This is a genomic window from Micromonospora salmantinae (assembly GCF_022230905.1).
In the GTDB taxonomy this organism is placed as follows: Bacteria; Actinomycetota; Actinomycetes; order Mycobacteriales; family Micromonosporaceae; genus Micromonospora; species Micromonospora salmantinae.
The window spans coordinates 162351-183758 of record NZ_JAKKFG010000019.1; the positions used below are offsets into that span (position 1 = coordinate 162351).

A 21408-nucleotide genomic window follows, 5' to 3' on the forward strand; every position below is an offset into this window, starting at 1 on the left:
CATGCGGATCAGGATCGACGGCAGCGATCTCCCAGGTCAGCGTCCCGGTGCGGAGGCCGACGCGCTGCGGTTGGGCAACGTGCACGTCGGCGTTCAGCGCAAGGCCGAGGTCGTCGATCAGGTGCCGGCCGACGCGGCCAGCGCCACCTGGTCCTTCGAGGTGTCCAGCCGCGAGATCGACGGTGCGCTCGACGTCGGTGGCCCCTGGGTGCACGGCCGCCCCGGGGCTCGGTTTATCTATCTGAGCTGGGGCGCGGTGACCCAGGACGGCTTCGCGATGTTCCGACGGGCGAAGTTGATGTTCACCGACGTGCCGACCGAGCTGCTGCGCGCCGCCCACGAGGGCAACGGGACGCTGGTCGGCCGGGTCGGGTTGACCGATGCCACCGGTGGGCCGATCTGCGCTCGGGTGCGCCCGCCCGCCGTCGCCTGGGCGGTGGAGTGAGTGTCGTCGAAGACTAGCTGCCGAAGTCGACGCCGCTGAGGGAGACGGAGCGGTACGCGGCGAGGTGTTCGGCCTGCGCGGTGATGGCTTCACGGGTGGCGTCCGACAACCGGCGCCACGGCCTCACGGCGACGGTGAACGTCCTGCCGGACTTGCGGGGCCGCCAGGTGCCGACCAACTCGCCGTCGACCAGGACGGCGCCGGGGCGACCCAACACCGGCCACAGCTCCTTGGCGCGGGCGGCGTCCGGCACCAGCGTTGCCCGGTCCTTGGCCTGGAGGAACAGGTCGAACGGGCCGAGCAGTCGGGTGACGGTGCTGTCGGCCGACTCCAGCGCCGCCTCGTCGGCGGCCAGCAGTGAGCGCACCTCGCGGTCGACAGTCACCTCGACCACATCGTCGGGCCAGTGCGCCTTCACGTCCTTCACCGGGGTGTCGAGGTAGTCGGCGACCTGTTTCGGGGTGGCCGGACCGAGCAGGCGAAGATAGGCGCGGATGAGGTCGAAGCGGTCACCCGCAGCGGCTGCCTTCCTGAACCCGGTGATGCGCCGCAGGACCGGGGGTGAGGTGTCGAGCTGCAACTCCAGTCCGGCCCGCAGGGCGGCGAGCCGGAACGGCATCTCGTAGAGGTGCGTGGCGTCGCACGGGCGGCAGAACCGCAGGTAGGGCTCGGGCAGCATGGTGGCCAGGCGGCCGGAGACGTCCCCCTTGACCGTCGGCGTGCTGACGATGGCCCGCATCCGCTCGGCGATCTCGTCCAGGGCCGCGAGGGTGTCGATGCCGGCGGCCTTCAACGGTTTCGCGGCGTCGTAGATGCGCTTGCCCGCGTCGGCCGAGGAGTGGGGTTCGACGGCCGCCGCCACCTTCGCAACGTCGGCCCGGCGGTAGAGGTGGGGAGCACCCCGCACCGTCCACAGCAGGACCAGATCCGCGTCGGACAACGCGGTCACGTCGACCCCGCGTATCGCCAGCGCCCACCGCCCGCCGTCCGGACCGGTGTTCTGCACCCCGAGGTCCAGCACGGCGGTGTCGGCGAGTGTGCCCTCGGCCCGGTCGAGCTGTTGGGCCCGAACCCGGAAGTTCATCACCTGGTGCCGATCGACCATGTCAGCACCCTAGTTGGGGCGGCGCGTCCAGGCGCGCAGTGCCCATTCGACGGGGCCGTACCGGAACCGTCGCAGCCACCACGAGCTGACCACCAGCTGCACCGCGAAGATCACCAGTGCGATCAGCAGTGTCTGTGCCGACGAGGTGCGGCCGACCAGGCCCCACCCGAGGCCGGTGAAGACGAGCACGCACACGAGCGACTGGGCCAGGTAGTTGGTCAGGGCCATCCGCCCAGCGGGGGCGAACGCGTCGGCGAGGCGCGGCCGCCGCGTGAACAGGCGCAGCAGGGTCGCGGCGTAGGCGGCGGCCAGGAACGGCGCGGTGACGATGCTGACCATCAGTCCGGTCAGGTTCGCCGTGGAACCACCGACCGCGAACACGACGGCACCGGCCAGACCGATCGGGTAGCCCACCCGTTCGCACCGGCGTAGCAGGTCCTGGTGGGCGGGCACGGTGGCGAGCAGCCGGTGCTTGCCGGCGGCGAGGCCGACGAGGAACGCCGCGAACGCCAGGGGCCCCTGCACGGCGAGACCGCCGATCATCGCCGGCATCGACCGCAGGTGCTCCAGGACGACATCGCCGAGGCCGCCGCCCAGCGCCAGCGTCGAACGCGCACCGGCGCCGAGTGCGGCGGCCTCGTCCGGAACCACTGTGGCGCCGAGGACCGCGGCGATCCCGACCACCATGGCGATGCCGCCGATGATGGACGCCGCCGCGATCAGCGCGGTGCGGGGCTCGATCCGCCGGACCGCGAACAGCACGAGACCGAGCAGCGCGTACGTGGTGAGGATGTCGCCGTGGAACAGCAGCACCGCGTGCAGCACGCCGAGAACGAACAACCCGGAGAGCCGGCGCAGGAACGCCGGGCGGAATTCCACTCCGCGCCGAGCCGCGGATTCGAGTTGCAGGGTGAAGCTGTAGCCGAACAGAAAGGCGAACAGCAGGTACGCCTTCATCGCGAAGAACAGCTCCACCGCGCCGGCGATCAGCAGGTCGACGGCGCCGCGCGTCGGATCGTCGACCAGGTGGAAGTCGTAGCCGGAGCTGAAGAACGCGATGTTCACCAGCAGGATGAGCAGCAGCGCGCTTCCGCGCAGTGCGTCCACGACGGTGATGCGGGAGAGGGTGTCCCCGGGCGAGGGCTGTGGGTGGCCGTCGCCCGGTCGGTCGAGCCGGGTCACATTCATGGTGTCCAGCCTCCGGAGCGTGACCCGCTGCCGTGAAGTGTTTCCGTCACACGGACCGTCGTGACGAAAAGACACCATCCCCGCGGTGGCAGACCAGATTGCGAACCGGCTCGTCGCCTGCCTTGGGCAGAGTGGTGTCGCACCGTCCGCACGGCGACGGCTGACCGAGGCGTTGGCGGACATTCCGGGAAGCGCCGCCGTACGCGCCTTACGGACCTGTCGCACGATCAGGACCGCGCCGTCGCACTGACGGCGACCTCCATCCTCGCGCTTCGCGACGTGGCTTCACCGTGACCGAACACTGTGGAGCCGCCGAGGGTGGGCGGGACGCCGAGCGAATTGATCATCGTTCGGACTTCGACTATCGTCCGCGTCCGTGAAATCTTCCCGTCTTGCTTCCGCCATGTTGATCCTTGCCGTTTCGACGGCCCTCGCCGCCTGTGGCGACGCCGATAAGGCGACGACCGCCGGATCCACCACGCCCCCTCCCACCTCCGCAGCCCCGTCCGCTGTTGCCACCTCCGCTGCCGCCGCTCCGGCCTCGTCACCCGCCGCGGGCGCGGCGACCGACAAGCAGCTCTGCGAGGCGGTGAAGAAGGCCAGCGACGAGATGAGGACCGAGATGGTGAAGGTCGCCACGACTGGCGACGCGTCGGCGGCGGACTTCAAGAAGATCCTGACCGGGCTGGAGCAGAAGGTGACCACTGTCGCCTCGACCGGCGACGGCAAGTTGGCCGACGCCCTGCGGACGTTCGCCGCCGAGGCGGCCAAGGCTGCGGCCGCGGCGGACCCGGCGACCGCCGCCGACAACCCGGCCTTCGAGAAGGCCGGCAAGGACGTCAGCGCCGCGTGCAAGGCCAACGGGGTCAGCATGGTTCTCTGACCGTCGCAGGTCGGGTGTGATGACGGACGGCCCCCACGCTCAGGCGTGGGGGCCGTCCGTCAATACGGAGGCGGCGGTCAGCCGCCGGCGAAGGTCGTGTCGACGCCGCACTTGGCGTTCTGGTTGAGGCAGGACTTCACCAGGTCGCCGAGACGCTCCGGCTCCCAGGCGTTCATGAAGTCGCCGTGCATCGACGACGGCTTGCCGGAGGAGAGGCTGAGGCCGTCACCGCCCAGCGACTCGTAGTTGACCATGAAGGAGAGATCCGGCACGGCCACCGGGTACTTGCCGGTGCAGACGCCGTTCACCGGGTCGCCCATGTGCGACTTGTGATCGGGTGAGTCGATGTTCTTGCCGTCCCAGCAGTCCTTGAACACGAGCTGGAAGATCAGGTTGCCGCCGGGGGCGCACCTCGGCCAGTTGCCGTCGGCGCTGCGGCCGATCTCGGCGCTGCCCGCGCACCAGAACTGGTTGCTGCCGGCGTTCTTCGGAGTGTCGACCTGCCGCTTGGCGTCGCCTTCGACCACCACCAGGCCCGGCGGGAAGGGCTTCACCGTCGACGGGTCCTTGACCCGCGAGCCGTAGTAGACGCGCATGCTCTTGATCGGCACGGCCTTGCCGTCCTTGCGCAGCTCCGGGGTCCAGTAGGCGCTCTTGTCCCCGGGGGCGTTGCAGGTGTTCGCCGCGGCGAACAGCTTGTCCGTCGTGGTGAAGGCGTCGATCTTCGGGCCGAAGAAGGTGTGCATGTGCGAGGCGCCCGAGAGGTTCGGCAGGACGATCGGGTCGTCCGGGGCGGAATTCGCGACGCCGCAGTCGGTGTGGAACTCCGGCACCCGGGTGGTGCCCGGCGGCACCGCCTTCGGCTTGATGGCGTTGAAGGCGGCCAGTTCCCTGCTCCACTTGGCCTGGTCGACGGGCACCCAGCCGCCGGCCGGTGCGCTCGGCGGGACGGACGTCGACGGGGACGCGGACGCGGACGCGGTGGAACTCGGCGTGGCCGAGGGGGTGGCCGACGTGCTCGGCGTGGCCGAGGCGCTCGGCGACGTGCCCGTCGCGGGGCCGAACGTGAACCAGTTCAGGTTCACGAAATCCGACGTCGAGGTGCTCTTCATGACCGCGAAGACGGTCTGCGCGCCGGCCGGCACAGCGGGCGCCTTCGCGGTGACGGTCGTCCATTTCTGCCAACCGCCGGTCTGGGTGATCGGGAAGCTGGCCAGCAGTGGGCCGTTCTGCGCGCCGAGGCGCAACTCGACAGTGCCGCCGGCGGCGTTGTGCGAGGCGACCCGGGCCGTCAGGTCGACGCCCGTTACCGACACACCGTCGAAGCGCAGCCAGTCGCCGCTGGCCAGCCAGCCAACGTTACGGCCGCCGTCGGCGTCGCCGGTGCCCTCGGTCTGTGCCCCGGACTGTGCCGCGAAGCCCTCTGCCTGCACCCGGCCGGGCACGGCGACCTCTTCGGCCTGGGCGCCGGCGATGTAGATGCCGCTACCGGCCAATGCGGCGACGACCGCAGAGGCGAGCGTGATGCGAGTGAGGCGACGACGCTTTCGTGCCCGATCCGGCGGTGCGACGTGCGCGGGGGGAGTCCGCATTACCAGTGGTTTCCTTCGAGTCGACGATAAAGCTCTGTCGGAAGGAGTATGTGCACGTCAGGAGCCTGCATCAACTCGCGGGGAAAGAATTAAGGAGGCCGGTCGCCAAGTGCCCTGGCAGCCAGCGCGGCGGCCCCCGATGACAATTTTTCGCTCGTACAGCCTTAAGTTTCTTTTAAGTCCCGTCGCCCCGTTCTGGTTCGATGATTACAGATTTCGCGTAACGAATTGTGGCCGAATTCTCGACCTCAGTCACTGACCGGTTCGACGCGGATGGCCGGCGACAGCGCGCGCAGGAAGTCGGCCGCGTCGAACATCTCGCCGGCGGAGGCGACGCCGCTGGTCCTCGTCCGACCATCGAGGACGCGCCCGACCGCCTCCACGGCCAGGGGCGCGCTGACGGCGTAGATGTCCCGGCCACTGGCCACGACACGGCGGCGCACGTCGCCGCGACGCACTATGACGTCGACAGTGAACGTCTGCGCGGACCGGCCCAGCCCGTCGACCGCGACCGGCGCCGCCGCGGCGCCCAGGTCGGTGGCGGCGTCGGCGGTCATGTAGGTGCGAACCTCGGGAATGGCCAGATGGCGGGGGATGGTGACGACGTCGGCCATGGTGAACTCCCCGAGGACGGTCCGCCGGCCCAACGGCGCGGGGAAGTCCCAGTCCACCCTCGGCAGCTCCCCGCCGGACTGGTACTCCAACCGGCCGCCGGTGTAGCGGACCCGGCGGCCGGCGCGGCGCTCGCGGGAGACGACGCCTGCGGCGACCGTCCCGGCCGTCGGGTGCCAGCTGCTCAGTCCGTACGCGACGTGCGCCTCGTCGGCCGACGTCCAGTCGCCCATCGCCGTCGTCGCGAGCAGGTCACCGAGCCCGCCGAAGAAGGCCATCGCCGGGACCACCGCGACACCGGCCGCCCGGGCGCGTTCGGCGAAGTGCGTGAACGTGTCGAGGTTGGCCTCGATCTCGGCCGCCACGTCCACGTACGGGATCCCGGCGCGCAGCGCGGCATCGATCACACCGGCGGCGGTGGACGCGAACGGGCCGGCGCAGTTGATGACCGCGTCCACGCCGGTCAGCGCCGCGTCGAGCGAGGCCGGATCGTCGACCGACGCCACCCGGTAGCCGGCCCCGAACGCCGCCAGCCGGCGCGGGTCGCGGCCCACCGGCAGAGCACCGAACCCGCGCTCGCGCAGCTCCGCCATCACGAACCGTCCGGTGTGCCCGTACGCCCCGAACACCGCCACGCTGTGGCCCATCGTTGCCCCCTCGAAGATCGACTGGGCCCAGTCTTTCGCAGCTGCCGACGACCGACCAGTGTCGGGAACGCCAATCCCCGTACAGTTTCGGACATGGCCCTTGTCGCGATCGCCGCCACCGACGGGATGCTGCACTTCGAGCTGGCTCTTGCCTGCGAGGTCTTCGCCCACGACCCCTCCGGCCTGGCCGACCCCTGGTACGACGTGGCGATCTGCGGCCCCGCCCCGGTCCGGATCGGCCGCTTCCTGCTGGCGCCCGACGACGGGTTGGACCGGCTCGCCCGCGCCGACACCGTGATCATCCCGTCGGTCGAGGACGTCGACGCTGACGTACCCCCCGACCTGCTCGACGCGGTCCGCGCGGCCCACCGGGCGGGCGCCCGGATGGTCTCACTGTGCACCGGCGCGTTCGTGCTGGCCGCCGCCGGGGTGCTCGACGGGCTGCGGGCCACCACGCACTGGGCGCACGCCGAGGCGCTGGCCGCCCGCTATCCCCGGGTACGGGTCGACCCGGACGTGCTCTACGTCGACAACGGCACCGTGCTCGCCTCCGCCGGGAAGGCCGCCGCGATCGACCTTTGCCTGCACCTGATCCGCCGCGACCACGGCTCGACCGTCGCCAACGCCGTCGCCCGCCGCCTGGTCGTGCCACCGCACCGCGCCGGTGGTCAGGCCCAGTACGTCACCACCCCGGTGCCCGCCCGTGACGACCACCCGCTGGCCGCCCTGTTTCCCTGGGCCCTGGCCCGCCTGGACCGGCCGCTGACCGTCGAGGACCTGGCCCGGCAGGCGAACATGAGCTCACGCAACCTGGCCCGCCACTTCCGTTCGGCCACCGGCACCACACCACTGCTGTGGCTGTCGACGCAGCGGATCCGCCGCGCCCAGGAGTTGCTGGAGCAGACCGACCACAGCATCGACGCCATCGCCGAGGCGGCCGGCATGGGCACCGCCGCGACGCTGCGTCGGCACTTCCACCGCACCGTCGGCGTGCCCCCGGACGCGTACCGGCGTACCTTCCGCAGCGCCTGAGCGCACGGCCTCCCCGGCCGCCCCGAGGAATGGGCGGCCGGGGAGCCCATGGTCGGGCCGGCGCAGGCTGACTCGCTCAGACGGCGGTGCGGCCACCGTCGGCGTCCAGAATCACGCCGGTGACGAACCGTGCCTCGTCGCTGACGAGGAACGCGATGACGGCGGCGATGTCCTCCGGATCGGCGACGAAACCCAGCGGGGCCTGGGCCGCGAGCTGTTCCAGGCCCTCGCCCAGGGCCGCGGATCCGGGAGTGCGGGTCGGGCCGGGGCGCACGGAGTTCACGCGCACTCCCGCCGGGCCGAACTCGGCTGCCCAGCTCTTGGTCAGCAGGTCCAGGGCGGCTTTGCTGGCGCCGTAGACCGACAGGCCCGGGAGGGCGACTTCGGCGGCGAGGGTGGAGACGTTGACGATCGCCCCACCGCCTCGTGCCGCCATGGCGGGTGCAAGGTTCGCGACCAGATAGAACGGCGCCTTCAGGTTGGTGCCCAGTACCGCGTCGAAGGTCGACTCCTCGGTGCCCGCGGTCGGTCCACCGGCCCCGATCGCCGCGTTGTTGACCAGGATGTCGAGGCTTCCGCCCGCCGACTCGGCGGCCTGGGTGGCCTTGGCCGCGAGTGCTACAGCGGATTGCGCGTCGCGGAGATCGGCGGCGACGAAGTCGGCCTCTCCGCCCCCGGCGCGGATCTCCTCCACCACTTCCAGTCCTCGTTCGGCGTTGCGCCCGGAGACGATGACACGGACACCAGCGCGAGCGAGCTTGAGTGCGGTGGCGCGGCCGATTCCGCTCGTCGAGCCGGTGATGAGGGCAGTCTTGGTTTCCATGGAAACTCCTTGCTGGGCGGTCTCAGATGGGCTTGATGGGTGCGACGGTGCGGCGCGGTCCAGGTTTGAACGTGGACGCGTCACAGGTTCTTCAGGAAGGTGACGCGGTCGGCCATCGCGCCGCGTGCCACCCGGGACTCAGTGCAAGGGTGTGCCCGTCCGCGGACGGCACTGTGAAGTCGACGACGTCGACACTGTTGTCGGGTGTGACGGCGGCCGCCAACCCGCCATAGACGGCATCGATGGTGGCCCGTCGAGTCCTCCAGTCACCGACGACGGGTGGTGTCGGTGGGGCGGCGGCGGCGATCGCGCCGACTGCTTCGAGAAGTTCGTTGTCGATGCTGAGCACTCGGATCCTCTACCTTCCAACGTCTGATACGTACAACGTACGTAAGCGTGACTCGCGTACGTTGTACGTGTCAAGTGATGTCGAGCACGCCGCTGTCGAGGGCTGGTCGGAGCGGCGCGGCGGGTTCGACGGTGTGGGGCCGCGCGCGCTTCAGAGTCGGTTCGCCAGGATGGCGACGCCGCTGCCCGACAGGTTCGGGATGGCGTGGTGTCGACCGGCGAGAACGGAGATGATGCTCTCGGCGGTGCCGACGACTTCGGGGGCGCCGGCAGATGAACGCGACCAGTTCGTGTCGGTGGTGCGGAACGCGATGCCGTTGGCCCGCGCGACCGCGGGGATGAACGGGTTGGGCACGCGTGTCTCGACGGTGAGGACCGCGTCGGCCACCGGCGGCGCCAGGACGCCGGACCGGCCGAGCGTGAATGCGATGTCGAGGTGGTGTACGACGTGGTCGCCGAGCAGTAGCGGTGCCGGCAGTAGACGTCCGATACCTCGTGGACGCGCCCGGAAGCGGTCGAACACGTCGATCAATTCCGGGGCGGTGCTTTGGCTGGCGTACTCGCGACTCAGGAGGTCGTTCGAGGCATCGAACGACCAGCGCCGCCGCCCCATTGCCAGCAGCAGCCGTGATGGCGGCAGGTGCAGACCGAGCGCGAGGTGGGCGAGCACAACCTTGTTGGTCCAGCCCGCACAGAGGCTGGGCCGCTCCCACTCTTCATCGGTCAGAGTGCGGGCGAAGGCGACGAAGGCGTCATCCTGCTGCTGAGCCAGGTCACGCCATCCCGTTCCCGTTTTCCGGCTGGCCCGGAATGGCGGGCGCTCCGAGGTTCTAGTGATCATGAATCTCCTCCGGCATACGTACGTCGTACGTATAGTACCGTCTGATACGTACGCCGTACCCTCCGGGAGAGCAGCCAGCATGAGAGCCCGTTTCACCCTCACGGACATCCAGCAACACGCGCTGGTGATCGTCGACCGGGATGGCTTGGCCGGGCTCACCATGCGCTCCCTCGCGGCGTCGCTGAAAACCGGCGCCATGACTCTCTACAACTACGTCGACAGCCGCGAAGCCCTCGAGGAACTCGTGGTCGACGCCGTCGCCGCCCGAGTCCAGATACCGAAGCCGACCGACGATTGGCTGGCCGACACGCGTGCCGTGGCCACCGCCATGTGGCGGACCTTCCGCGCGCACCCGGCGGTCATCCCGCTCATACTCACCCGCCGCACGTCTTCCCGAGCCAGCCTCGCTCCAGCCGAGGCGCTCGCGGCAGCACTTGCGCGCGGAGGCTTGGACGGCGTCGACCTGTTCGTCGCGTTCCGCGCCGTCTCGGCGTTTGTCACGGGTATCGCGCAGAACGAGCTGGCCGGTGCGCTCACGCGCGAGAAGGATCCCGCCTCCGCCGCCCGCCGCGTCGAAGCGCTTGCGCACGGTGCTCTGCCGACCCTCGCCGAACTGGCCCCGGTCGGGGCCGTGTTCAGCGGCCAGGAATTCGAGCGCGGACTCACGCTCATCCTCAACGGCATCACGCACACTCCCCGCCCGTTCAGCCCTCACGATCAGGCAGGCCACGGTGGCTAACGCTGGTCGGGGCGTTGGCGGGCGAACGCGTCGCGCTTGCCCCAACGGCCGGGGATGTCCAGGAGCGCGATCTGCCCGAAGGCGGTGGGCAGCGCCGGGTCCACGGCCAGGTGGTCCTCGTGCGGGTTGATACCGAGCATGGTGCGGATCAGCAGCATGCAGGCTCCGCTGGACCACGCCTGCGGACTGCCGGCGGTCGGGTACCGGATCGGGAACCGGGTGGTGTCGCGGTCGAACCCGCCGAACGCCTCGGGTAGCCGGCCCTCGAAGTAGGTGGCGGCGGAGAGGATGCCCTCGGCGATGCGGGCCGCCTCGTTGCCGAAGCCGTAGCGGCGCAGCCCCCAGGCGATGAATGAGTTGTCGAACGGCCAGACCGTGCCGTTGTGGTAGCCGAGCGGGTTGTAGCGGCGTTGCCCCTCGGCGAACGTCCGCACCCCCCAACCCGAGAAGAGCGCCGGCCCCATCAGGTGCTCGACCACCCGCGCAGCCCGCTCCGGTGGCACGATGCCGCTCCACAACAGGTGCCCGATGTTGGACGACAGGCTGTCCACGGGAGTGCCGTCGTGGTCGAGCGCGAGGGCGTAGAAGCCGCGGTCCTCAAGCCAGAAGTCCCGGTTGAACCGGTCGTACAGGGCCGCCGCCTCGCTCTCCAGCCGCTCGGCGTAGGCAGTGTCGCCCCAGAAGGTACGGGCCAGTCGTGCCCCCCGGATCTTCGCGTCGTAGGCGTACCCCTGGGTTTCGCAGGTGGCCCTCGGGAAGCCCGGCAGCCGGCCGTCGGCGTAGGAGATGCTGTCCCAGGAGTCCTTCCAGCACTGGTTGTCCAGGCCGGTGGCCCGGTTGCGTCGCTGGTACCAGACGTAGCCGGTGGAGGCTAGGTCCGCGTACAGGTCGATCCAGGCCAGGGCCGCTCGGGCCTCCTGCTCCAACTCCATCACCAGCGCGGTGTCGCCGCTCCACCGCTCGTACTCGTCGAGCAGCACCACGAACAGCGGTGAGGCGTCCACAGTGCCGTAGTAGGGGGAGTGCGGCTGCTCCTCGAACGCGGCCGACTCCCCGTAGCGCAGCTCGTGCAGGATCCGGCCCGGGTCCTCCTCCAACACGTCGTCGGTCCGGGTGCCCTGCAACGACCCGAGGATCCGCAGTGTCGGTGGGGTCAGCGACGGGGTGATCGGCAGGGTTTGCAGGCAGGTCAACAGGCTGTCGCGACCGAACAGGGTCATGAACCAGGGCAACCCGGCCGCGGGCACACTCGCCCCGCCGAGCGAGAGCGGGGCGAAGCGCAGCGCCGCCAGGTCCACCAGGCTGCGGCGGTAGACCTGCTGGAGGCCGACGCTCTCGGTGTCCAGGGTCGGGGCCGCCGCGACCCAGGCCTGCACGCTGGCAGGCAGGGTGGAGTCGTCCGGCCGTAGGGCCCGCAGGGCGGAGCGCAGGTCGACGCCGTCCGGACGCAGCGCCAACATGACTGCCTGCAACCGGGTGGACCACTGCTGCCCGGGGCGCAGTCGGACCGCGAACCGGAGTCCGCCCGGGTCGAACTCCGCGGGTTCGCTCGCCGACACGACGACCTCACGTCGGTAGGTGGCGCGCCGGTAACCCAGGCGCAACTCGTTCGGGCCGACGTGCGTGTAGTGCTCGCCGGACTTGTCGCCGATGTCGAACTTGATCTCGAAGATGTCGGCGAAGTCGGCGGCCACCTCCAGACGTACGTCGAGCGTCATGTCCCGCTCGCCGTAATTGAAGATCGTCAGCGACTCGGTGAGGTCCGGGCCGATGCGCCTGCGCCGAATGGCCGACACGTCGGCCTCCACGTAGTCCACCGCCGCGCCGGGCACCGCGAAGAACGTGACCTCGAAGTACTGGCTGTCGTCCACCGACAGCGCGGTCATGCACTCGCCGTTGACGGTGAGCCTCCAACGGGACAGGAAGCGCGTGTCAGCGGCGAAGAGGCCGACCGGGGTGCTCGGGGACGACTGCACGTCGCCGCTGGCGTCGGACACCATGAAGGTGTTCCCGTCGATGCACGCCACAGTGCCCGCGATGTCCCTCATCCGTCACGTCCCACTGTCGGGATCCTCGCGCTGAAGCCGCCCGGGCTCTCGCGGAAACAGCCGCCCGATACGCAACGCCAGGGCGAGATCACCGTCGACCATGATCTCGCCCCGGGTGATCGCCGCCAGCCCGTTCACCTCGCCCCGCGCCATCGCCTCCGCGACCTGCGCGGACACCTGGATCACAGTGGTGGCGGGGGCATCGCTTCGGGTAACCCGCATCCGGCCATGATCGATGTCCAGCCGCCACTGCTCCACGTTGCCGTCGTCGCGGATGTCGAATCGCACGCTGCCACAGACCTTGCTGAACCGTGGATCCTGGCCAGCGACCGTCAACCGCTCGAAGAAGGCGCTGGTCTCCGACATCCCACCTCACTCCGGGCGCTGGTAAGAGCGGATGCCGGCTACCCGCTGCCGCGCACTCCTAACGCCGGGGTGGTGCCCTTGTTCAGGGTGCGAGCGACAAGCGGGTCCCGAGGTTGAAGTCCACCACGACCGGCGCCCGGCGTACCCGCACGGCAGTCGCGGCGTCGAAGCCGGCGGCGTCGCGGTGCCAGACCGGCGGGGTGTACGCGCAGTCGCAACGTAGCTTCACCCGCTGCCCGGGGAGCAGGCGCAGGGCGTAACTGTCACCCACGTCCGCGACGCCGGCCAGGTCCCCGGTGGCCGCGTCGAACGCGATCACCTGGGCGTAGGTGAGCAGCTCGTCGACCCGTACCGCCCCGGTGAGCGGCGTCCCCGCCGGCAGCGCCTGGTTCAGCGTCGCCGTCTGTTGGGCGCGGACCCGCACCGGCCGCGCCTGCTGCCGACCGCCCACCCCACCGGACCACACCGTGGCCAGCCCGGCGGCGGCGAACTGCACGGGCCAGTGGTACGGGCCGAGGCCGGTGATCGTGTAACGGCCCTCCTCGTCCGTGGTCGGGCCGTGGTCGCCGTACTTCGGGTGCGGCACGTAGGGCACCACCATGACCAGCGCACGGGGGACCGGCGCGCCCGTCGCCGCGTCGGTCACCACTCCGACGACGGTGCCCGGCGGGTCGAGCCGGATGACCGGCGCGCTGGTCACCACGCCGGGCCGCACCTGAATCACCTGTGCCCGCTCGCGCTCACCGGTGCCGCCGCGCCGGCCGACCCATTGCAAGCCGTGCGCCGTCGTGTCGTAGGGGCTCACCAGCAGCCGGTACCTCCCCGGGGCGACGTCCCCGGTCACCAGGACGCCCTGCTCATCGGCGCAACCCCCGTAGCGTCCGAGTTGGTCCTCACCGATGCTGACCGCAGACAACGCAGCGGCGTCCACCGGGACGAGCGCCGCGCAGGCCCGGGGGACCGGTGCGCCGGTCGCCGCGTCGCGCACCACGGTGCGGACGCCGCCGGGCGCGGACGACCCGGGGGTACGCGCGGCGGCCGGGGCGGCGGCCTCCCCGACGAGCAGTGCGACGGCGATGGTGGCGGTCAGGTGGCGCAGCAGAGCACGGCTCATCGGGATGTCCTTCCGGCGGCGCGGCGGTTTGGGCAGACCGTAACGGCGTTCAGGTGATCCAAATCGGTCAATGTCGCGATGCCGACCGTCGCCGCACGGCGTTCCCACCCCACACCGACCGCAACGGACGTTCTGCCCCGAACCCGGCGCATGTGGCACTGGCAAGACATAGCGTCACGGGGGCGGGGACCACCGCCGCCCTCGCTGCGGACCGGCGGCGACGCCCACCGGAAGGGACCGGACATGAGTCGTGTCGACACTGTGCTCCTGCCGGAGCTGGACGGGCCGGTGCCGGCGACGCTGCCGAGCGCGCTCGGCCTGCTGAGCCTGGCCCTGGGAGTGGGCGCGCTGGTCGCGCCCGGTCCCCTCGCGCGACTGACCGGGGTGGACGACTCCCCGGCCGCGCGGTCCGTGCTTCCGGCCATCGGCCTACGGGAGTTGGGCAGCGCCGCCGGCCTGCTCAGTGGCCGTCGCCCGGCCGGCTGGGCCTGGAGCCGGGTGGCCGGCGACGCCATGGACCTCAAACTGCTCGGGCGGGCCCTCGCCGACCGCGACGGTGAACGCCGCCGCCGGGTCGCGCTGACCACCCTCGCCATCGCCGGCATCACCGCCGTCGACGTGCTCGCCGCCGTACGCGTCGGGCGCGCTCGACGGGCCCGCGCCCGGGTGATCAGGATGCAGATCGCGGTGACGGTGAACCGGTCGCCCGCCGAGGCGTACCGGTTCTGGCGGGACATGGAGAACCTGCCCCGATTCATGGCGCACCTGGAGTCCGTCCGCGCCGACGACCTGCGCCGCTCGCACTGGATCGCCCGTGGCCCGGCCGGGCACCGCGTCGAGTGGGACGCCGAGATCATCGACGACCAGCCGAACAAGTCGATCACCTGGCGGTCGCTGCCGGGGACCCGGGTGCCCAACGCCGGCCGGGTCCGGTTCGTGCCCGCGCCGGGCGACCGGGGCACCGAGGTACGGGTGGAGCTGCGCTACGCGCCGCCGGCCGGCGCGCTCGGACGAGCGGTGGCGAAGCTCTTCGGTGAGGAACCCGAGCAGCAGGTCCGCGACGACCTGCGCCGGTTCAAGCAGGTGCTGGAAACCGGCGAGGTCGTCCGCTCCGAGGGCAGCCCCAACGGCATCTCCGTACGCCAACAGGCCATGCAGCGACCCGCCCAGCCGCTGCCGGCGTCCCGCCGCTGACCGCCCGAGCTCTCCGAAAGGATCGAGAATGAAGGCCACCGCCTGGATGGGCGCCGACAGCGTCAAGGTCATCGACGTACCCGACCCGAAGATCATGAACGCCCGGGACGCGATCGTCCGGATCAGCACCACCGCGATCTGCGGCTCCGACCTGCACCTCTACCACGGCTACATCCCCGCGATGCGCAAGGGCGACATCCTCGGCCACGAGTTCATGGGCGAGGTGGTGGAGGTGGGCCCGCAGGTCCGCAACCTCGCCCCCGGCGACCGGGTGGTGGTGCCCTTCCCGATCGCCTGCGGGCACTGCTCGTCCTGCCAGCGCGGCCTCTACTCGGTCTGCGAGAACTCCAACCCGAACGCCGGCATCGCCGAGAAGATCATGGGGCACTCGCCGGCCGGTATCTTCGGCTACTCGCACCTGCTCGGCGGCTACGCCGGTGGCCAGGCCGAGTACGCCCGGGTGCCGTTCGCCGACGTCGGCCCGGTCAAGGTGCCCGACGAGATCAGCGACGACCAGGCGGTCATGCTGGCCGACGTGTTCCCGACCGGCTACATGGGCGCCGAGATGTGCGACATCAAACCCGGGCAGGTGATCGCCGTCTGGGGCGCCGGGCCGGTCGGGCTGCTCGCCGCGGCCAGCGCCCGGCTGCTCGGCGCGGAGCGGGTGATCGTCATCGACCGGTTCCCGTACCGGCTGCGGCTGGCCGAGGAGCACATCGACGCCGAGACGATCAACTACGAGGAAGTCGACGTGCTGGACACCCTCAACGAGATGACCGCCGGCCGGGGCTCCGACGCGTGCATCGACGCGGTGGGCCTGGAGGGCCACCACGGCAACGCCGCCCTGTACGCGTACGACCGGGCCAAGCAGGCCGCGCGAGTCGAGACGGAACGGCCGTTCGCGCTGCGGCAGGCGATCCTCGCCTGCCGCTCCGGCGGGGTGGTCTCGGTCGTCGGTGCGTACGGCGGTTTCGTCGACAAGTTCCCGATGGGCGCGTTCATGAACCGCTCGCTGGTCATGCGGACCGGTCAGTGCCACGTCCAGCGCTACACCCGGCCGCTACTGGAACGCATCCAGCGCGGCGAGATCGACCCGAGCTTCATCGTCAGCCACCGGATGCCGCTGCGTGACGCCCCGAAGGGCTACAAGATCTTCCAGAAGAAGCAGGACGACTGCACGAAGGTGCTGCTCAAGGCCTGACCGGTGCGCGTGGGCCGGCCGGCCGGGTAGATCGGGGCGCGCTGCCTTTGGAGCTGATGTCGTAGACGATTCACCCGCACCGGCCGGCCCGGCCGGGAGGGGCCCAGGGCGTGGCCATCCGTGGGTAGCCTCGCGTCATGCCGAACGACAATCATCAAGGTCAGATTCGGGCAGACGTCCGCGCGGGGACGCCTGCCGACGCCGTGGCGTTGGCGGGCCTTCGATGGCGGCGGCTGACCGAGGAGGGCGGCTACACCGGCAATGATCACGACGACTTCGTGGAGCTGTTCGCCACGTGGGTCACCGAGCATCTGTCGACCCACCGGCCGTTCGTCGCCGAGGTCGACGGCGACGTGGTCGGAATGGCCTGGCTGATGATCGCTGACCGGGTGCCGGCACCCACGCACCGGCACCGTCGGACCGGGGACGTCCAAGCGGTGTACGTGGTGCCGGAGCTGCGCGACAGCGGGATCGGCGCGGCCCTGCTGACCCTGGTGCTGGCCGAGGCGCGCGAGCTCGGCCTGGAACACGTGACCGTCCACTCCAGCGAACGGGCGGTGCCCCTGTATCAGCGGGTGGGTTTCCAGCACGGCCAGACCTGGCTCAGCTGGCAATCCGAGTGACGTGACCGGCGTGTCGTCGATGGAGGGCGCGGAGACGGGGTGTCCACGGGGGACGCTGGCCGGACCTGGACGACCCGGAGCAGTTGGCGCGCAACGAGGTGCGGGTCGCCGCCGCGACATACCACGACGACATGTCCTCGACCGGCTGATCCGCCTGGTTCGCGGCGAGATGTGAGCCGTGCCCGCCCGATGACGCGAAGTCCGGGTCGACGGGTGACCCCGTTTGCGGCCAGGGAGCATGGGAACTCGCCCCGTTCGTCCGCCGGCAGGGCCCGACGGCCGGTCGAGGAGACGGAAGGAGCGGGTCATGGAGTACGAGCAGATGATCGCCACGGTACGGCGGCGCGCGGGCCTCGGGGAGAACGAGGCCGTGCGGTCCGTACAGGCCGTTCTGTCGGTGCTCGGCGAACGGCTCGCCGGACAGGAGGCCGACAACCTGGCGGCACAGCTACCGGATCGGCTGGACGCGTCGGTCACCCGTAATCCGCAGGGCCGCCGGTGGGACATCGGTGAGTTCCTGAAGCACGTCGGCGACCGGGAGCAGGTCGCGGACGCGGACCAGGTGCGTCTACACGCCCAGGCGGTGTTGCGGACCGTCGCCGAGGCGCTCAACGACGACGAGCGTCACGATCTGCTCGCCCAGCTTCCCGCCGGCATCATCGATCTCTTCGGTGTTCCCACCCCGCGCGGCTGAGCACCGCCCCCGCCGCAACCGGCGCGGAGCAGGTGAGGCTGGGGTCAGGTCTTGCGGACCGCGCTGGTGAAGCCGGCGACGAAGAGGGTGGCGAAGCTAGCGGGGACGGACTCCGGGCTCCACGGTCAGGGTCCCCGCCACGGCATCGATTGTGGCCCGCGAACCGAGCGGAACGGTGAGCTGGCCATTGCCGTGGCCCAGTCGGAGCCCACCGAGGACCGGTACGCCGAGGTCGTAGAGGCGATCCTTGAGCACCGCGGCCGCGTCCCACTCGTCGGGTCCACCGACGCTGTTGGTGATCTGGCCGATGACCACCCCGGCGACCCTGGACAGCACGCCCACCCGGCGCAACTCGGTCAGCATCCGGTCGATGCTGTACGGTGCCTCGTCCACGTCCTCGAAGAACAGGATGGCGCCGTCGAACTTCGGGGCGTCGTCGGCGCCCAGCGATGTGGAGATCAGCGTGAGGCAGCCCCCGAGCAGGGAACCCGTCGCCCGTCCGGGCACCAGCACGGGGGCGGCCGTCTCGGCGGGATCCCGGGAGATGGTGACGGGGGCCGTCGTCATCACCGCCCGCCGGAGCGACTCGGCGCACTCCGGGCCGGTGCGGCTGTCGCTCCAGTTGACCATCGGGCCGTAGAACGTGGCCAGCCCGGTGTCGCGCCAGAGTCTGCCGTGGATGCTGGTGATGTCGCTGAACCCGACGACCACCCTGGGGTCGCGCCGAATGCCGGCCACGTCGATCTGATCGACGATCCGCTGGGTGCCGTAGCCGCCACGGGCGGCGAACACACCACGGACTCCGGGATCGTTGAACGCGGCGTTCAGATCGGCCAGCCGCTGGGCATCCGTTCCGGCCAGATAGCCGTACCTGGCAAAGACGTGCGCGCCCAGCTCGACCTCCAGGCCCCAGCTTCGCAGGATCTCGATGCCGCGCGCCATGTTCGCGGGGTTGGGCGTGCCCCCGGGCGAGACGACCCGGACCCGGTCCCCGGGCGCCAGCGCCGGCGCGCGCAGCACCCGCTTCGGGCCGCCCGGCGCGGCCTGCGCCGCCTCGGCTGTGCCGACGAGCAAGGCCCCACCGGCAGCCGCCGCCCCGACACCCAGCACGTGCCGTCGGGAAAGGGCTTGGCTTGCGGATCTCGGGGTCGGGGTGCGGTCCGTTCCGGAAGTTGTCACGGGCGATCCCCTCATCGGCGTCGATGTCCGCGCCGCAACAGCCTACGACAAGGATCGATGCCTTGGGGTCCGCGAACGGTGTGGGCGGCCGGGGGGAGTGACGCCCAGTCAGGGGATGGGCCACTCGTGCACCGGCCGGTTGCTGTGCATCAGGTCGACGTAGTGTCGGACCACCTCGCGCAGCGCCTCCGGCCGGTCCAGGTGATCGGCCGACTCCAACCGGTGCAGCGTCTCCACCTGCCAGGTCGCGCCGTTGCGGCCAGCCAGGCAGCGCTGCTCGATGACGCCGAGCAACCGGTCACGCTCGGCAGGGTCGAGCCCCCACCGGTCCAGGCCGTGATGGGCCATCGGCAGCAACCGGCGCAACACCAACTCGGTGACGGGCAGGTAACCGAGACCGGGCCAGAACACCTGCGCGTCGATGCCGTGTCGGGCGCAGCTGGTGAAGTTCTCCTCGGCGGCGCTGAACGACATCTGCGACCACAGTGGCCGGTCCGACTCGGCGAGGGCGCGCACCAACCCGAAGTAGAAGGCGCCGTTGGCGATGGTGTCCAGCACGGTCGGGCCGGCGGGCAGCACCCGATTTTCCACCCGCAGGTGCGGCCGGCCCCGCGACACGTCGTACACCGGGCGGTTCCACCGGTAGACGGTGCCGTTGTGCAGGCGCAACTCGGCCAGATTGGGCACCTCGCCGGCCGCGAGGGCCTGCGCCGGGTCCTCCGGGTCGCACACCGGCAGCAGCGCCGGGAAGTAGCGCACGTTCTCCTCGAACAGGTCGAACACGCTGGTGATCCAGCGTTCGCCGAACCAGACCCGTGGGCGTACCCCCTGGGCTTTGATCTCCTCCGACCGGGTGTCGGTGGCCTGCTGGAACAGCGGGATGCGGGTCTCGCGCCACAGCTCCCGGCCGAAGAACAGCGGCGAATTCGCGCCGACCGCGACCTGGATGCCCGCCACCGCCTGGGCGGCGTTCCAGTAGTCGGCGAACTGGGCCGGGCTGACCTGAAGATGGAACTGGGTGCTGGTGCAGGCCGCCTCCGGGGTGATCGTGTCGGCGGTGACCGCCAAACGCTCCACCCCGCTGATGGCGATCGGCAGATCCTCGCCGCGGGCCGCGAAGATCTGCTCGTTGAGCAGCTTGTAGCGGGGATTGGCCGACAGCGTCTCGGCGGTCAGGTGCTCGGGGCGCAGCGTCGGCAGGATGCCGATCATGACCATGTGCGCGCCGATCGTCCGGGCCTTCACCTCGGCGGCGTTGAGGCTGGCCCGCACGTACTCCTCGAAGTCGGCGGTGCCGGTGCCGGTCAGCCGGCGCGGTGGCACGTTGATCTCGACGTTGAACTGGCCCAGCTCGGTCTGGAAACTCGGGTCGGCGATGGCCGCCAGCACGTCGGCGTTGCGCATCGCCGGATTCGACGCCTCGTCGACCAGGTTCAGCTCGATCTCCACGCCGGTCATCGGCCGGTCGAGGTCGAAGCGCGACTCGCGCAGCATCTCGGCGAAGACATCCAGGCAGCGGCGGACCTTGTCGCGGTAGCGGGCTCGATCCTCTCGACTGAAGGTTCGTACGCCGACGTCCTCGCCCATGGTCACCACCCCGTCACCGCTGGTCCCCCTAACCTCGCACGTGATCGGCGGGCGGGGGAAGACCCGAGGACCCTTTCCTACCCACCTGCCCGCCCTGTTAGCCCAGCCAGGGCGGACCGATAGCATTGCGGGCCGAGAGGTGGTGGCGTGCGGATGCGCGAGAAGGTGACCCGGCTGTTCGTCGCGGCGGCGATCGCCGAGGCCTGCTCCTGGCTGGCCCTGCTGGTCGGCATGCTGGTCAAGTACGGTCCGCCGGACAACGAGCTGGGCGTCAAGATCTTCGGGCCGATCCACGGCGGCCTGTTCGTCGCGTACGTCCTGCTGGTGCTTGCCGTGGCCCGGCTGCACCGGTGGAGCCTGCTGGCCACGGCGGTGGCCCTGGTCAGCGCGGTGCCGCCGTTCGCCACCCTGGCCTTCGAGCGCTGGGCCCGCCGCCGGGGCATGCTCGGCGTCGACAGGCAGCCGGCCCGCGAGCCCGCCCCGGTCGGCTGAGCCGCCGACCCGCCCGCGCACTCATCCCGATCGGCTGAACCGCCGACCCGCCGGCCCTGATCAGGTCAGCGCGGAGCAGGCCGCGATGCCGGCCACCAGCAGCGTGCCCAGGAACGCCTGCAACAGCAGTGGCGGCCCGAGATGCGACCAGAGCGTCGCCGTACGCGGGGTCAGCAACTGCCCGGTGGTGAGGTTGACGATCTGCTCGATCCGGGGCGGCAGCTCCGGGTCGCGTTGCGGGCGCACTGTGAGCTGCACCTGGTCCGCCGGGTGCAGGGCGCTCTGCGGCAGGTGACCGTGCAGCTCCACCTCGCAGAGCTGACCGGCGGTGTTGCGGAGCCGCACCGGGGTGACCAGGTACTCCGGACCCTGCTTCAGCTCCTTCCAGCGACGGCGGGTGCCGCCGCCGCCGAACGAGAAGAGCGAGCGCAGCAGCAGGGCGGGCAGCCGGGCGAAGGCCGCCGCGGCGAGCACCGCCACCAGCACCGGTTGACCGATGCGCACCTCACGGGTGTAGCCGTCGAGCAGGCGGACGAGCCGCCCGGTGACGATTCGTTCCGTCGGGTGCACGATCCGTCGGGTATCGAGTCCGCTGTCCATTTCCACCACCGAGAGTTCGCGTGTGTTCACAGATCGTATCGACGTCCTCGGTTGA

22 protein-coding genes are annotated in these 21408 nt (G+C 70.8%); 9 read left to right on the top strand and 13 right to left on the bottom strand.

All coding sequences use genetic code 11. The annotated features are described in order from the left end of the window. Window position 1: 1 nt before the first annotated feature. On the top strand, window positions 2-445 hold the full coding sequence (locus PSH03_RS16735; RefSeq protein WP_210784277.1) for a DUF5990 family protein: 444 nt from the start codon (window positions 2-4) through the stop codon (window positions 443-445). 13 nt (window positions 446-458) lie between these two features. Here the strand turns inward: PSH03_RS16735 and PSH03_RS16740 are convergent, their stop codons facing one another. Beyond that, window positions 459-1550 carry a winged helix DNA-binding domain-containing protein gene (locus tag PSH03_RS16740; RefSeq protein WP_238689693.1) on the bottom strand — a complete coding sequence of 364 codons (1092 nt, stop codon included), beginning with the start codon at window positions 1548-1550 and terminating at the stop codon, window positions 459-461. A gap of 9 nt (window positions 1551-1559) precedes the next feature. Then, window positions 1560-2738 (bottom strand): DUF418 domain-containing protein, encoded by a 1179-nt coding sequence (locus PSH03_RS16745; protein WP_238689694.1) that lies wholly within the window; start codon window positions 2736-2738, stop codon window positions 1560-1562. 403 nt (window positions 2739-3141) lie between these two features. Here PSH03_RS16745 and PSH03_RS16750 point away from each other — a divergent pair, with 403 nt between their 5' ends. After that, complete coding sequence (locus tag PSH03_RS16750) at window positions 3142-3621, top strand: hypothetical protein (RefSeq protein ID WP_238689695.1); 480 nt, start codon at window positions 3142-3144, stop codon at window positions 3619-3621. Between the two features lie 77 nt (window positions 3622-3698). On the opposite strand, the gene PSH03_RS16755 is transcribed toward PSH03_RS16750, so the two are convergent. Further along, entirely contained in the window at window positions 3699-5213 is a 1515-nt protein-coding gene (locus PSH03_RS16755; protein WP_238689696.1) for a DUF1996 domain-containing protein, read from the bottom strand. A gap of 248 nt (window positions 5214-5461) precedes the next feature. Next, window positions 5462-6472, bottom strand: a complete 1011-nt coding sequence (locus PSH03_RS16760; protein ID WP_238689697.1) for a saccharopine dehydrogenase NADP-binding domain-containing protein — start codon at window positions 6470-6472, stop codon at window positions 5462-5464. A 93-nt stretch (window positions 6473-6565) separates the two neighbouring features. On the opposite strand from PSH03_RS16760, the gene PSH03_RS16765 reads away from it, so the two are divergent. Further along, complete coding sequence (locus PSH03_RS16765) at window positions 6566-7504, top strand: helix-turn-helix domain-containing protein (protein WP_238689698.1); 939 nt, start codon at window positions 6566-6568, stop codon at window positions 7502-7504. Window positions 7505-7580: 76 nt separating this feature from the next. Here PSH03_RS16765 and PSH03_RS16770 read toward each other — a convergent pair whose 3' ends face one another. From PSH03_RS16770 to PSH03_RS16780, 3 genes are all read right to left on the bottom strand, one after another. After that, the gene (locus PSH03_RS16770) at window positions 7581-8327 is read right to left on the bottom strand and encodes an SDR family NAD(P)-dependent oxidoreductase (protein WP_210784295.1); all 747 of its coding nucleotides are present in this window, start codon (window positions 8325-8327) and stop codon (window positions 7581-7583) included. A gap of 91 nt (window positions 8328-8418) precedes the next feature. Continuing rightward, complete coding sequence (locus tag PSH03_RS16775) at window positions 8419-8676, bottom strand: hypothetical protein (RefSeq protein ID WP_238689699.1); 258 nt, start codon at window positions 8674-8676, stop codon at window positions 8419-8421. A gap of 150 nt (window positions 8677-8826) precedes the next feature. Next, the gene (locus PSH03_RS16780) at window positions 8827-9597 is read right to left on the bottom strand and encodes a maleylpyruvate isomerase family mycothiol-dependent enzyme (RefSeq protein WP_238689700.1); all 771 of its coding nucleotides are present in this window, start codon (window positions 9595-9597) and stop codon (window positions 8827-8829) included. On the opposite strand from PSH03_RS16780, the gene PSH03_RS16785 reads away from it, so the two are divergent. Next, window positions 9596-10255: a TetR/AcrR family transcriptional regulator gene (locus PSH03_RS16785; protein WP_238689701.1), complete on the top strand. Its 660-nt coding sequence runs from the start codon at window positions 9596-9598 to the stop codon at window positions 10253-10255. The genes PSH03_RS16780 and PSH03_RS16785 overlap by 2 nt on opposite strands. On the opposite strand, the gene PSH03_RS16790 is transcribed toward PSH03_RS16785, so the two are convergent. The 3 genes from PSH03_RS16790 to PSH03_RS16800 all read right to left on the bottom strand — a co-directional run bounded on the left by PSH03_RS16790 (window position 10252) and on the right by PSH03_RS16800 (window position 13783). Next, window positions 10252-12303: an amylo-alpha-1,6-glucosidase gene (locus PSH03_RS16790; protein WP_255750707.1), complete on the bottom strand. Its 2052-nt coding sequence runs from the start codon at window positions 12301-12303 to the stop codon at window positions 10252-10254. The genes PSH03_RS16785 and PSH03_RS16790 overlap by 4 nt on opposite strands. Window positions 12304-12306: 3 nt before the next feature. Further along, complete coding sequence (locus PSH03_RS16795) at window positions 12307-12669, bottom strand: SCP2 sterol-binding domain-containing protein (protein WP_238689702.1); 363 nt, start codon at window positions 12667-12669, stop codon at window positions 12307-12309. Window positions 12670-12751: 82 nt separating this feature from the next. Further along, on the bottom strand, window positions 12752-13783 hold the full coding sequence (locus PSH03_RS16800) for a carboxypeptidase-like regulatory domain-containing protein (protein WP_238689703.1): 1032 nt from the start codon (window positions 13781-13783) through the stop codon (window positions 12752-12754). A gap of 243 nt (window positions 13784-14026) precedes the next feature. Between PSH03_RS16800 and PSH03_RS16805 the strand changes: the two genes are divergently transcribed. The 4 genes from PSH03_RS16805 (at window position 14027) to PSH03_RS16820 (ending at window position 17495) form a co-directional block, all read left to right on the top strand. Beyond that, window positions 14027-14977 (top strand): SRPBCC family protein, encoded by a 951-nt coding sequence (locus PSH03_RS16805; RefSeq protein ID WP_238689704.1) that lies wholly within the window; start codon window positions 14027-14029, stop codon window positions 14975-14977. A 28-nt stretch (window positions 14978-15005) separates the two neighbouring features. Continuing rightward, a complete protein-coding gene (locus PSH03_RS16810; protein WP_238689705.1) occupies window positions 15006-16178 on the top strand; it encodes a zinc-dependent alcohol dehydrogenase in 1173 nt (390 codons plus the stop codon). A gap of 137 nt (window positions 16179-16315) precedes the next feature. Next, entirely contained in the window at window positions 16316-16801 is a 486-nt protein-coding gene (locus PSH03_RS16815) for a GNAT family N-acetyltransferase (RefSeq protein ID WP_210784312.1), read from the top strand. 307 nt (window positions 16802-17108) lie between these two features. Beyond that, on the top strand, window positions 17109-17495 hold the full coding sequence (locus PSH03_RS16820; protein WP_210784314.1) for a DUF2267 domain-containing protein: 387 nt from the start codon (window positions 17109-17111) through the stop codon (window positions 17493-17495). Between the two features lie 96 nt (window positions 17496-17591). On the opposite strand, the gene PSH03_RS16825 is transcribed toward PSH03_RS16820, so the two are convergent. Beyond that, window positions 17592-18569, bottom strand: a complete 978-nt coding sequence (locus tag PSH03_RS16825) for a S66 peptidase family protein (protein ID WP_238689706.1) — start codon at window positions 18567-18569, stop codon at window positions 17592-17594. 213 nt (window positions 18570-18782) lie between these two features. Next, complete coding sequence (locus PSH03_RS16830; RefSeq protein ID WP_238689707.1) at window positions 18783-20261, bottom strand: glutamate-cysteine ligase family protein; 1479 nt, start codon at window positions 20259-20261, stop codon at window positions 18783-18785. A gap of 153 nt (window positions 20262-20414) precedes the next feature. Between PSH03_RS16830 and PSH03_RS16835 the strand changes: the two genes are divergently transcribed. Then, window positions 20415-20753, top strand: a complete 339-nt coding sequence (locus tag PSH03_RS16835) for a DUF3817 domain-containing protein (RefSeq protein WP_238689732.1) — start codon at window positions 20415-20417, stop codon at window positions 20751-20753. Between the two features lie 60 nt (window positions 20754-20813). On the opposite strand, the gene PSH03_RS16840 is transcribed toward PSH03_RS16835, so the two are convergent. Beyond that, the gene (locus PSH03_RS16840; RefSeq protein WP_210784348.1) at window positions 20814-21362 is read right to left on the bottom strand and encodes a hypothetical protein; all 549 of its coding nucleotides are present in this window, start codon (window positions 21360-21362) and stop codon (window positions 20814-20816) included. Between the last annotated feature and the right edge of the window lie 46 nt (window positions 21363-21408).

Excerpts from the sequence above, each read along its gene's own strand:
- PSH03_RS16755 (WP_238689696.1), bottom strand. The coding sequence starts at position 5,213 with ATGCGGACTCCCCCCGCGCACGTCGCACCGCCGGATCGGGCACGAAAG.
- PSH03_RS16795 (WP_238689702.1), bottom strand. The coding sequence starts at position 12,669 with ATGTCGGAGACCAGCGCCTTCTTCGAGCGGTTGACGGTCGCTGGCCAG.
- PSH03_RS16815 (WP_210784312.1), top strand. The coding sequence starts at position 16,316 with ATGCCGAACGACAATCATCAAGGTCAGATTCGGGCAGACGTCCGCGCG.
- PSH03_RS16790 (WP_255750707.1), bottom strand. The coding sequence starts at position 12,303 with ATGAGGGACATCGCGGGCACTGTGGCGTGCATCGACGGGAACACCTTC.
- PSH03_RS16830 (WP_238689707.1), bottom strand. The coding sequence starts at position 20,261 with ATGGGCGAGGACGTCGGCGTACGAACCTTCAGTCGAGAGGATCGAGCC.
- PSH03_RS16810 (WP_238689705.1), top strand. The coding sequence starts at position 15,006 with ATGAAGGCCACCGCCTGGATGGGCGCCGACAGCGTCAAGGTCATCGAC.
- PSH03_RS16740 (WP_238689693.1), bottom strand. The coding sequence starts at position 1,550 with ATGGTCGATCGGCACCAGGTGATGAACTTCCGGGTTCGGGCCCAACAG.
- PSH03_RS16735 (WP_210784277.1), top strand. The coding sequence starts at position 2 with ATGCGGATCAGGATCGACGGCAGCGATCTCCCAGGTCAGCGTCCCGGT.
- PSH03_RS16820 (WP_210784314.1), top strand. The coding sequence starts at position 17,109 with ATGGAGTACGAGCAGATGATCGCCACGGTACGGCGGCGCGCGGGCCTC.
- PSH03_RS16800 (WP_238689703.1), bottom strand. The coding sequence starts at position 13,783 with ATGAGCCGTGCTCTGCTGCGCCACCTGACCGCCACCATCGCCGTCGCA.
- PSH03_RS16780 (WP_238689700.1), bottom strand. The coding sequence starts at position 9,597 with ATGCTGGCTGCTCTCCCGGAGGGTACGGCGTACGTATCAGACGGTACT.
- PSH03_RS16805 (WP_238689704.1), top strand. The coding sequence starts at position 14,027 with ATGAGTCGTGTCGACACTGTGCTCCTGCCGGAGCTGGACGGGCCGGTG.
- PSH03_RS16785 (WP_238689701.1), top strand. The coding sequence starts at position 9,596 with ATGAGAGCCCGTTTCACCCTCACGGACATCCAGCAACACGCGCTGGTG.
- PSH03_RS16765 (WP_238689698.1), top strand. The coding sequence starts at position 6,566 with ATGGCCCTTGTCGCGATCGCCGCCACCGACGGGATGCTGCACTTCGAG.
- PSH03_RS16760 (WP_238689697.1), bottom strand. The coding sequence starts at position 6,472 with ATGGGCCACAGCGTGGCGGTGTTCGGGGCGTACGGGCACACCGGACGG.
- PSH03_RS16745 (WP_238689694.1), bottom strand. The coding sequence starts at position 2,738 with ATGAATGTGACCCGGCTCGACCGACCGGGCGACGGCCACCCACAGCCC.
- PSH03_RS16750 (WP_238689695.1), top strand. The coding sequence starts at position 3,142 with ATGTTGATCCTTGCCGTTTCGACGGCCCTCGCCGCCTGTGGCGACGCC.
- PSH03_RS16835 (WP_238689732.1), top strand. The coding sequence starts at position 20,415 with ATGCGCGAGAAGGTGACCCGGCTGTTCGTCGCGGCGGCGATCGCCGAG.
- PSH03_RS16770 (WP_210784295.1), bottom strand. The coding sequence starts at position 8,327 with ATGGAAACCAAGACTGCCCTCATCACCGGCTCGACGAGCGGAATCGGC.